Source organism: Candidatus Aegiribacteria sp., from assembly GCA_021108005.1.
Classification (GTDB): Bacteria; Fermentibacterota; Fermentibacteria; order Fermentibacterales; family JCC-6; genus Aegiribacteria.
In genome coordinates this window covers 1-8,607 of the sequence record JAIORS010000223.1, presented here as the reverse complement: position 1 = coordinate 8,607, position 8,607 = coordinate 1, and the positions used below count along the sequence as shown (strand labels likewise).

Annotated in this window: 9 protein-coding genes; 6 read left to right on the top strand and 3 right to left on the bottom strand. The window is 46.1% G+C overall.

The window, feature by feature from the left end:
• Positions 1-2 precede the first annotated feature (2 nt).
• Together K8S15_14355 and K8S15_14350 are read right to left on the bottom strand one after the other, a co-directional pair.
• Positions 3-494, bottom strand: a complete 492-nt coding sequence (locus K8S15_14355) for an NUDIX domain-containing protein (protein ID MCD4777216.1) — start codon at positions 492-494, stop codon at positions 3-5.
• A gap of 1 nt (position 495) precedes the next feature.
• Entirely contained in the window at positions 496-1,326 is an 831-nt protein-coding gene (locus K8S15_14350; protein ID MCD4777215.1) for a prepilin peptidase, read from the bottom strand.
• A 191-nt stretch (positions 1,327-1,517) separates the two neighbouring features.
• On the opposite strand from K8S15_14350, the gene K8S15_14345 reads away from it, so the two are divergent.
• On the top strand, positions 1,518-2,588 hold the full coding sequence (locus K8S15_14345) for a hypothetical protein (GenBank protein MCD4777214.1): 1,071 nt from the start codon (positions 1,518-1,520) through the stop codon (positions 2,586-2,588).
• A 104-nt stretch (positions 2,589-2,692) separates the two neighbouring features.
• On the opposite strand, the gene K8S15_14340 is transcribed toward K8S15_14345, so the two are convergent.
• Positions 2,693-3,964 (bottom strand): ATP-binding protein, encoded by a 1,272-nt coding sequence (locus tag K8S15_14340; protein ID MCD4777213.1) that lies wholly within the window; start codon positions 3,962-3,964, stop codon positions 2,693-2,695.
• A gap of 294 nt (positions 3,965-4,258) precedes the next feature.
• Between K8S15_14340 and K8S15_14335 the strand changes: the two genes are divergently transcribed.
• The 5 genes from K8S15_14335 to K8S15_14315 are packed head-to-tail and all read left to right on the top strand — an operon-like array spanning position 4,259 to position 8,178.
• A complete protein-coding gene (locus K8S15_14335; protein ID MCD4777212.1) occupies positions 4,259-4,648 on the top strand; it encodes a GntR family transcriptional regulator in 390 nt (129 codons plus the stop codon).
• On the top strand, positions 4,632-5,462 hold the full coding sequence (locus K8S15_14330) for an ATP-binding cassette domain-containing protein (GenBank protein MCD4777211.1): 831 nt from the start codon (positions 4,632-4,634) through the stop codon (positions 5,460-5,462). The genes K8S15_14335 and K8S15_14330 overlap by 17 nt, the downstream gene beginning before the upstream one ends.
• On the top strand, positions 5,452-6,189 hold the full coding sequence (locus K8S15_14325) for a hypothetical protein (protein MCD4777210.1): 738 nt from the start codon (positions 5,452-5,454) through the stop codon (positions 6,187-6,189). The genes K8S15_14330 and K8S15_14325 overlap by 11 nt, the downstream gene beginning before the upstream one ends.
• 42 nt (positions 6,190-6,231) lie before the next feature.
• Positions 6,232-7,035, top strand: a complete 804-nt coding sequence (locus K8S15_14320) for an ABC transporter permease subunit (GenBank protein ID MCD4777209.1) — start codon at positions 6,232-6,234, stop codon at positions 7,033-7,035.
• 60 nt (positions 7,036-7,095) lie between these two features.
• Positions 7,096-8,178: a hypothetical protein gene (locus tag K8S15_14315; protein ID MCD4777208.1), complete on the top strand. Its 1,083-nt coding sequence runs from the start codon at positions 7,096-7,098 to the stop codon at positions 8,176-8,178.
• The last annotated feature ends 429 nt before the right edge of the window (positions 8,179-8,607 follow it).

The following is an 8,607-nucleotide window of genomic DNA, read 5'->3' as shown; positions in this document are numbered from 1 at the left end:
TATCAGTTAACATCGCCCAGATAGAGGGGACCCCGGTATGTACCGGAAATTATCTTCGGAAGGATTGTTTTCAGAATTGAGGGATATATCCTGATATCCTTCAGTCTGTCAGGTTCCACCCACTCGATACCTGTCTGCCAGGCATCGGGCTCGAGAGGCTGTTCTTTATGACGGATTGGAATCGCCGTGAAAATCAGTTCCGTCTGGTGAGCATCCGCCTCCCACCGGGCGAATTCATGGTTGGCCCCGATGTAATCCCGCGACAGGATCAGCTCTCCCGGCTCGACAATCCAGCCTGTTTCCTCAAGCACCTCCCGCTGTAAGGCCTGATGAAGGGTTTCCCCGAATTTCTGCCCTCCACCGGGCAAAAAGTAAAAGTCTCCCGTATTATCGCGGTTAAGTGTGAGAAGAATTTTGCCGTTTTTTACTATTACTGCTTTGCAGGAATTGCGCTTTCTAACTTCGTTACTATGGGTTTCAAATGGTTCGGTCATATCAGAGATTCAACCCGATTTTAAGGTAGAAATGCCATATGTCCTGTCCTGCGAATACAGCGACTGCTGCGCCAATGGCGAGGAAGGGACCGAATGGAACGGGAAGCCTTCTGTTCCTTCCGGCGATTATTGCGATGATTCCGGTGAGAGCCCCCAGAAGAAAACCGATGAACAGGGCAACAGCTGTAGAGGATGGTCCCAGAAAAGCTCCCATCATCCCGGCCAGCTTGATATCTCCCCAGCCCATACCACCCTGAAATTCGTCGGTTTCATCCTCATGGCCTTCCGGCGCGATAGTGTATCCCGGCCTTCGTTTCAATACAAGTTTGCTCACGGTTCTTATAAGGAAAAAGAGTAAACATGTCCCTGAGGCCGTAAGTAATGAGGGCAGTAAACTTACTCCGCCGGGAGCCAGTGAAAACGCCAGTCCGAGTACGATCCCGCCGAGGCTCACACTGTCAAGGATTATCCAGTGATCAATGTCGGTAAGTACAACGCATATGAGAAGAGAAATGAATACAGCGTTGCTCAGGAACAGCCAGGTAAAACCATATTTCATCATTATTGCGGCGAAAAAAAGTCCTGTAACCAGTTCAACCGCGGCATATCTGAAAGAGAACCGCTCCCCGCAGCCTCTGCATTTCCCTCGAAGGATGAACCAGCTGAAAACAGGGATGTTATCGTACCAGCTGATTCCCTTCCCGCAGGAAGTACATCTGCTTCCAGGACGAATAATGGATTCGCCTCTTGGAACTCTCCAGGCGACAACATTCAAAAAACTCCCGACAGTCATACCGAAGAGAAGAGCGAATATCAGGTATACTGTTTCCATACTGAAACTTCCATATTGTAATACCCAGCAATCGTGTAAGATTTGTCAATATCTGAAGTCTTTAGTATACTTCCCCAAGATTGGTGCAGGGAGTAGCTGTTTATTATCACCGCTGAATTTCAGTGGGGTCTATCAGAAAATAATTTGATAGCCGATATTAGCAGTATTGTTCAATTTACGAAAGGAGCGTAATGAAATACGCACTTGGTCTTCTTGCTCTTGTGGCAATGCTTAGTTTCGCCGGATCCACTTTCGATGGAGGGTGCGCGGAAACTTTCGGTATCAATGGTTATACAAAGGCATGGATCTACATGTTCGGTGCTGAAAACAATGATCCCGCAAACACGTTCAGGGGTTACAACTGGACATCTTTCGTCGGCAGACTCAATGAAAATGTTTCCGGTTGCGTAGGCGTGCAGTTCAACTCATGGAACGGAAATTCCTCACTGCAGGTCTGTGACGCGTTCCTTAATATGAACATCGTACCCGAGCTTTCCATAAAAGCCGGTCAGTTCAAGATCCCCTTCGGCTGGGCATTCAACAGCTCGGGCGGAGGCCAGTTCTTCCTTGACAGAGCTGCCGTAACAGGCACAGGCGATTTTGGTAACTTCGGCGGACGCGATGTTGGTGTAAATCTTCACGGCCAGTTCGACATGGTCGGCATCGATGTTGCTTACTTCAACGGTACGGGAACCTATACCGACGCGGATACTTCCCAGAACAAGGAATTCGCCGCACTTCTTACCATTAAAGCAACAGACTGGCTTACAATAGCCGGTGGTGCCGCGATGATTGGTCAGCCTGAGCTTCATGATGATAGCACAGGAGTACTTATTCAAGAAAAATGGTCCGCAACAGGAATAGACGGATACGTACTTGTGGATTATCCAATTTCGGAAACCGCTGACCTCATCTTCCAGGGTGAGTTCATTCAGGCCGGATATGCCGGACCGGATTACACGAATTACGAGAAAAAATCTGGAACAGCCTACTACGCCACACTCGGCGCCAACTTCGGACTTGCAAACAGTTTTCTTTCAGGCATCATGCCTGTCGTACGTTACGAGAGCCTCAGTCCTGCAACAATTCTCGCCAGCGGAGCGACTGAGCCCGAGGACAATACCACAGTAATGGATTTCTGTCTTAACTGCTATCTGACCCCCAAGAACACCATTCAGATAGGCGGACGGAACGTAAGTTACGAGGCTGAAGGCGTTGACGGTTACACCGACATGTACCTTGGCTGGAGAATGAACTTCTAAGAACTTCGGTTAAATCACTTAAAGAGAGCCCGGTTCATGCCGGGCTCTTTTGCAAAGGTGAGATTCTGTACCCATCGTTTAGCGAAAATGCGAGTCGAAAGCTGTTATTTTACTACATATTGATGTAATGCGTTTTTCTTTATTTGTGACCATCGCCAGAATGGAACAAGCCTGGCAGTTCTTCCTTCAGGAAGTACGACGGTACTTTCCTGATCGTAAGTCACGATAGTTCCACATTTACTGCCAAAATAATTCATTGCTTCCTGAAGCCCTTCCAGTTCTCTATTCTGATTGTTTCCATCAAGATGCCAGCAGACCTGAATACACCGGTAACCTGAATCTCCATTTCCAATAACGAAATCACATTCCTTCTGACCGGAATAATACCATGGTGACCCGAACCGTCTTAGCTGGTTGAAAACGGCAGTTTCAAGTAAATGCCCCCGATTTGGTGAAAGACGGAAGGCAATAGCGCGACTCATACCATTGTCTACAGGATACGTTTTTCTGGATGCCAGCAGGCTGCGTTTTAAAGACCAGTCAAATTTGTGTATCTGGAACAACAGATATACATCCTCCATATAGGAGATGTATTCCTTCACGGAGGTGGAGCTTCTGAAACCAAGCTGTTTTGACAGTTTTCCGTAAGATATTTTCATTCCAGGGTTAGACATCAGGTATTGGACAAGTTCCCTGAAAGCCAGCTGTTCCTTAATACCGTGTCTGGCTATGATATCCCGGTAAATAATATCACTATATGTCTGCTCAAGAAGTTCTCTTCTGTTATGTTTCAAGAACTCGGGGAATCCACCGTTGAATATGTAATTCTTACTCAATTGCATTAGTTGAGATACGGAATCTGTTGACTCCTGAACAGACTTGAAACCCCTGTAATCAAGAAACTCATTGAATGAAAAGGGAAAAAGTTCCAGTCGGATATATCTTCCAGTAAGATGGCTTCCAAGTTCATTACTGAGCAGAGAACTGTTGGAGCCGGTTATAACGATATTACATCCTAGATCATGAAGTCTTCTTAGATAGCGTTCCCAGCCCGGAGCAAGCTGAATTTCATCGAAGAGATAAATGGATGAGCTTTTCGATCTGCTGAAAATAGTCAGAAGAAGATCGTAGTCAGATTCGGTAAAGCCCGTAAGCCTTATGTCATCGAAGTTGATGTAATTGAAATTTGATTCGTAATATTCCGCTATCTGTCTTAAAAGTGTTGATTTGCCACATCTTCTTATACCTGTAACGGCGACTATCCGGTCAAGGTTAAGCTGATTCTGCCAGGGGACTTCTCTGGTTATACCGGTGTCTTTTGATAAAAGTTCTTCCCGCTGATCGTTAATCAATCGCTCAAGGTATAAAGTTTCCATATAACCACCCGATAAGAATTATACATAGGTATACCAACACTGTCAATGCTGGCAAATGGTACATATCCAACATTGCCAATGTTGGCAATGCCCCGAGAGATGCTCCCGCTTCCGGCCTGAGACAGAAAAAATCGTTTGAACTGCATATCAGCATCACCCGCGGTTTCCAGACTCAGTTAACCGATGAACCGATTCGAACACACATATAAGTGAATATTTGAACTCATAGTGTACCCCTTGACATACTGTACTACTGTACTATGATAGTAATACAGATGATGAAACGAGGTGGTAATGTACAGTATCGATTCGAGGTCAGCGGTGCCGGTTTATGAGCAATTGAAAAGGCAGATAATCATTCATATCGTATCCGGAGAACTTGATGATGGGAATAAACTTCCCTCTATACGGGAACTCGCCTCCGCCATACTGATAAACCCGAATACAGTTGCGAAAACGTACAAACAACTGGAAACAGACGGATTCGTAACCTCCAGAAAAGGGCTGGGAGTATTTGTCAGCGCCAGCGGCAGGGAACTGCAGAGCAATCGAACTAAGATCTTCGGAGAACTCACAGATGAATACGTTTCTAAAGCAGCCGGACTTGGTCTTAGCGCAGATGAGATCATGAAAGGTCTTTCTGACAGGCTGAAAGGAGAGATCGAACATGATAAGAATGACTGACATTTCCTTTGCCTATGGCTCAACGGAAATTCTGAAAGATTTCAATCTGGAGCTTAAAGCGGGAGAAACGGTAATGATAACGGGCCCTAACGGCATGGGTAAAAGCACGATTCTACGGCTTCTGGCGTCCGTCCTTATACCTCAATCCGGAGAAATCGATCACGGCTATCCGGAAGGAACTGACCCGAGACAAAGAACGGCTTTCCTGCCGGACAGCCTGAGCATTTACAAAAGCATGACCCCTCTGGAAGCGGCCAGATTCCATGCGGGAATATTCGGTACTGAACCGTCATGCCTGAAACTTGCGAAGAAAGCCGGAGTGGATGTGAACAGGCATATTTATGAACTGTCAATCGGTCAGCAGGTACTCGTGCATATGTCAATAATACTGTCCACGAATCCTGAACTGATACTTATAGATGAAGTCCTTCATTCTGTTGACCTGTATCTACGCGATGTTCTTTTCAGGGAACTCATAGAAGTTATGGAGGAAAGAAACCCAACAGTTGTGATGGTGAACCTGAATTTCCACGACATAGAACACATTGCGGACAGGGTGATATTCCTTGGCCGCGAAGGAATAAGGCTTGATGAACCCGTAGACGAACTGAAGGCGAAAACAAGAAGGATAACAGCGGAAGAAGTACCACCGGAATATCAGGTACTGCTTACCGAAAACGTTCTAGATAAAAAACATCATATCGTTTATCCATTCGAACGGAAATACGGAAAAATCGCCGATGAAGATATCAGGGAAATGGACCTTACGGAGATAATGACCGCTTTCATGGGGGGCGAGTACGGTGTTTCTTAAAGAGGTTAAAGACACACTGAAACAGACAGGCTTCATCATGGCCTTTCTGGCTGTAATGCCGCTGGTCTATCTCCTGGATAGCTCTTTATACAAAACAGGTGTTACTTTTCTCGAGTATATGGTTGGGGGTTTCGCTCTTCTATGGATGGTAGCGGTAGGGTACCTGGCTTACAACATGTTCAGACCGGAGGAGAAGGATAACGCGGTTGAATATATTCTGTCTTTGCCAATCAACCGCTGGAAACTGTTGATCTGGAAGGTTACTCCAAGGGTAAGCGTTCTACTTGTTCTTATCGGCATACCCCTCCTCATCACCAATTCCATCCCGATAGGGATGGTGGCTTTCGTTGTGTTCGTTCAGCTTTGCGGTTTTACACTCGGAATTGTCGGCAGAAAAAGCTGGATTGCAAGATCGGTGCTTTTCGTTATGACGATCTGTGTATATTTAATTAACACTATTCCGCCAAAGTTCATATGGAGGCAATTTGTCCCGGCTTCCTCAACACTATCGCACCCTTCAACGATTATGATGTTGATGGAACATGTAATGTTTTCTCAACTGTCGTACATTCTTGTTGAATTCGCTTTGCTCGCGGTGATATTGTTACCCCTGTACAGAAATTGGGATCTTAAGCCCATCCGCGCAGGCGAACTGTCATTTGCGAAAAGGGCGATAGTACCGATGGTTGTTCTTGCATTCCCTGTTGTCTGGATGGTTTCAACATGATGGATTTTGAAGTCTCCGCCCCTATTGGTTGGATGGTAAAATATGTGGATTAGAGAGTTGCGGGAAACACTCAGGCAAACGGCTTTCATCATGGCTTTCTTCATTCTTATACCTGTGCTGTTTCTGGCGGACCAGGCAATCTACCAGACAGGCCTGACCTTCATTGAGTACATTTCCAACGGACTTGATCTGTTTATACTGATAACGGCCGTTTACCTTGCATACAATATGTTCAAGGCCGAAGAGATGGATGGGGCTACAGAGTATCTTCTTTCACTTCCCATTACCCGCTGGAGTCTTCTCAGATACAAGATCATACCGCGGATAGCTATTCTAATGATCTTAATTCTGATCGGATCCATTATGAACGGTCTTAGAGTTTCAGATGGATCCGTGCTGGGTATGATATTCATTAACTGGAGAGTGGGCATGTTTTACCTGATCGGATTCATCATATTTATCCAGATTAGCGGATTCATGCTCGGTCTGGCAGGTCGGGAAAGTTGGTCGATGCGGCTGATGCTTCTGGCCATGGTGCTATGTGTATGGCAATTCGGCACCGTGTCATTAGTTATCAACATACTTGTCTTCAAGGTGTTTGATACATGGACGGCTGTCAGATTCTCATGCTGGCTTGGAGCAAATGGCAGGGCGCTGTTGGATTTCGCAGTATTCTATTCCCTGCTCTGGTACATTCTTAAACCCCTATGCAGTATATGGGATTTAAAACCAATGAGAACCAGGGAAATCTGGTTCCAGAAACGTGCCATCCTGCCGATGCTGGTTTTTGTTCTGCTCTTTGTACAGCGATTAATTGCATATCCTCAATTTCTTTACTTTTGGTGATGCTGCAATACTCGATAGCATGACACATCTCAATAGAGAACAGATCTGGAGGTCTTGAAGATGAAGCTGATCGCGGGAGTATCCATATCCATCGTTTTTACGATTCTTTGTTTTTCGTGCGGGGAGAATCCTGCTCCGGAAACGGAAGCCTTTGAAACCGAAACAGCGGTTGAACAGCCTGATACTCTCTCCCAATGGGTCTCCTGGGCGGAGGAGAGCGGAGACGGCCTCTGGGAAGATGGAAGCCACCGCTTTCAACTGATTGAAACAGAGGTTTATGGCGGGCAGGAAATGCCGCCGTTCTACAATGTTGAAGGATTTTCTCTTAAGGGAGATACGATGTATGTGAGTGATCCCGCGGATCAATCTCTGGTTGCCGTTTCTCTGACAACCGGGGAGCAGCTCTGGAAGGCAGGCGAACCGGGCGAGGGACCAGGACACTTCAACGGTATCGGCGAAGTGGCTGCCGGCAATTCCAGGATAGCCGTATGCGATATGTTCAACAACAGGATATCATTGCTCAGCCCTTCAGGTGAATTCATGGTGGATATTCTCATTCAGTGCCCCTTTGATGTTTTATGGAAGGGTGATACTCTTTTCGCGCTTAGTCTTGCAGAGGAGAAACCCCTGAACATGTACAGCATTCAAGGGGAATTCCTTGGTTCCTGCGGCGAACTGCCAGAAGAACTTAAGTTCCTCAGTTATATAAACAGGCATCTTCATGGTGTGCTGACGCCGGATGGCAGTGTTCTGGTGATTTCAAGGTTCCTGTCCGGAATCTGGAGAATTGATCCGGTTACAGGGACAACCGAGTTGTTTACGGAAACAGTTTTTCCGCAGGGAGAGATAATTAACGATTTACAGAGCGGAGCCTGGATGGTTCTCTGCAGAGACGTTTTCATAGGACCCGACGGCATGGTGAACGTTATCCTGCCGATGTTTACGAAGGAGGGCGGCAAGCTCTCCGATGGAGGCGAACCACAGGAAACGACAGTTATCCACAGGTACAATATGGAAGGTGAATACCTGGACAGCTGGGTGCTGGACGGTACTGTAGGGATTGTACTGATGCATGAAGCTCAGCTCTTTACGGTGGACAGGTATGCCGACGGAGTGGTAATTGCCCATGATGTAATCCCCTGAAATAACTGATCTACAATCCGACCGGAAAGATCGACAAACTGGATATTTGCCGAAAAGGAACCGGGATTGATATGAGTTATCTACGAAGAATCCTTTAGATTCCTGGCATCGATTTCATCTTTTTCACGTCCGGTTGACATTTTGTTAATAATAAGATTTTCCCTGGATATCACTGGTATTAACAAATTTTCAATTTCAACGATTTCTTTACCTTCAGATGTTTCATTGTACGTCATTCCATCAATCGTAGTTATTATGTCAATGCGTCGCGGAGCAACTCCAATTTGGAGAATAATCCCGGGTTCAGTAAATCATCTTGAGAAACGTTTCCAAGAGGAGCCCCGAATTCCTCAAGTGTCTTATATAACTTTGAACGGGAGGTACAAAGAATTGAATATCCCGGCGGATGAAATACCGGGTAACCGATAA

Coding starts and splice junctions, on each gene's coding strand:
- K8S15_14355 (MCD4777216.1), bottom strand. CDS start 494: ATGACCGAACCATTTGAAACCCATAGTAACGAAGTTAGAAAGCGCAAT.
- K8S15_14350 (MCD4777215.1), bottom strand. CDS start 1,326: ATGGAAACAGTATACCTGATATTCGCTCTTCTCTTCGGTATGACTGTC.
- K8S15_14345 (MCD4777214.1), top strand. CDS start 1,518: ATGAAATACGCACTTGGTCTTCTTGCTCTTGTGGCAATGCTTAGTTTC.
- K8S15_14340 (MCD4777213.1), bottom strand. CDS start 3,964: ATGGAAACTTTATACCTTGAGCGATTGATTAACGATCAGCGGGAAGAA.
- K8S15_14335 (MCD4777212.1), top strand. CDS start 4,259: ATGTACAGTATCGATTCGAGGTCAGCGGTGCCGGTTTATGAGCAATTG.
- K8S15_14330 (MCD4777211.1), top strand. CDS start 4,632: ATGATAAGAATGACTGACATTTCCTTTGCCTATGGCTCAACGGAAATT.
- K8S15_14320 (MCD4777209.1), top strand. CDS start 6,232: ATGTGGATTAGAGAGTTGCGGGAAACACTCAGGCAAACGGCTTTCATC.
- K8S15_14315 (MCD4777208.1), top strand. CDS start 7,096: ATGAAGCTGATCGCGGGAGTATCCATATCCATCGTTTTTACGATTCTT.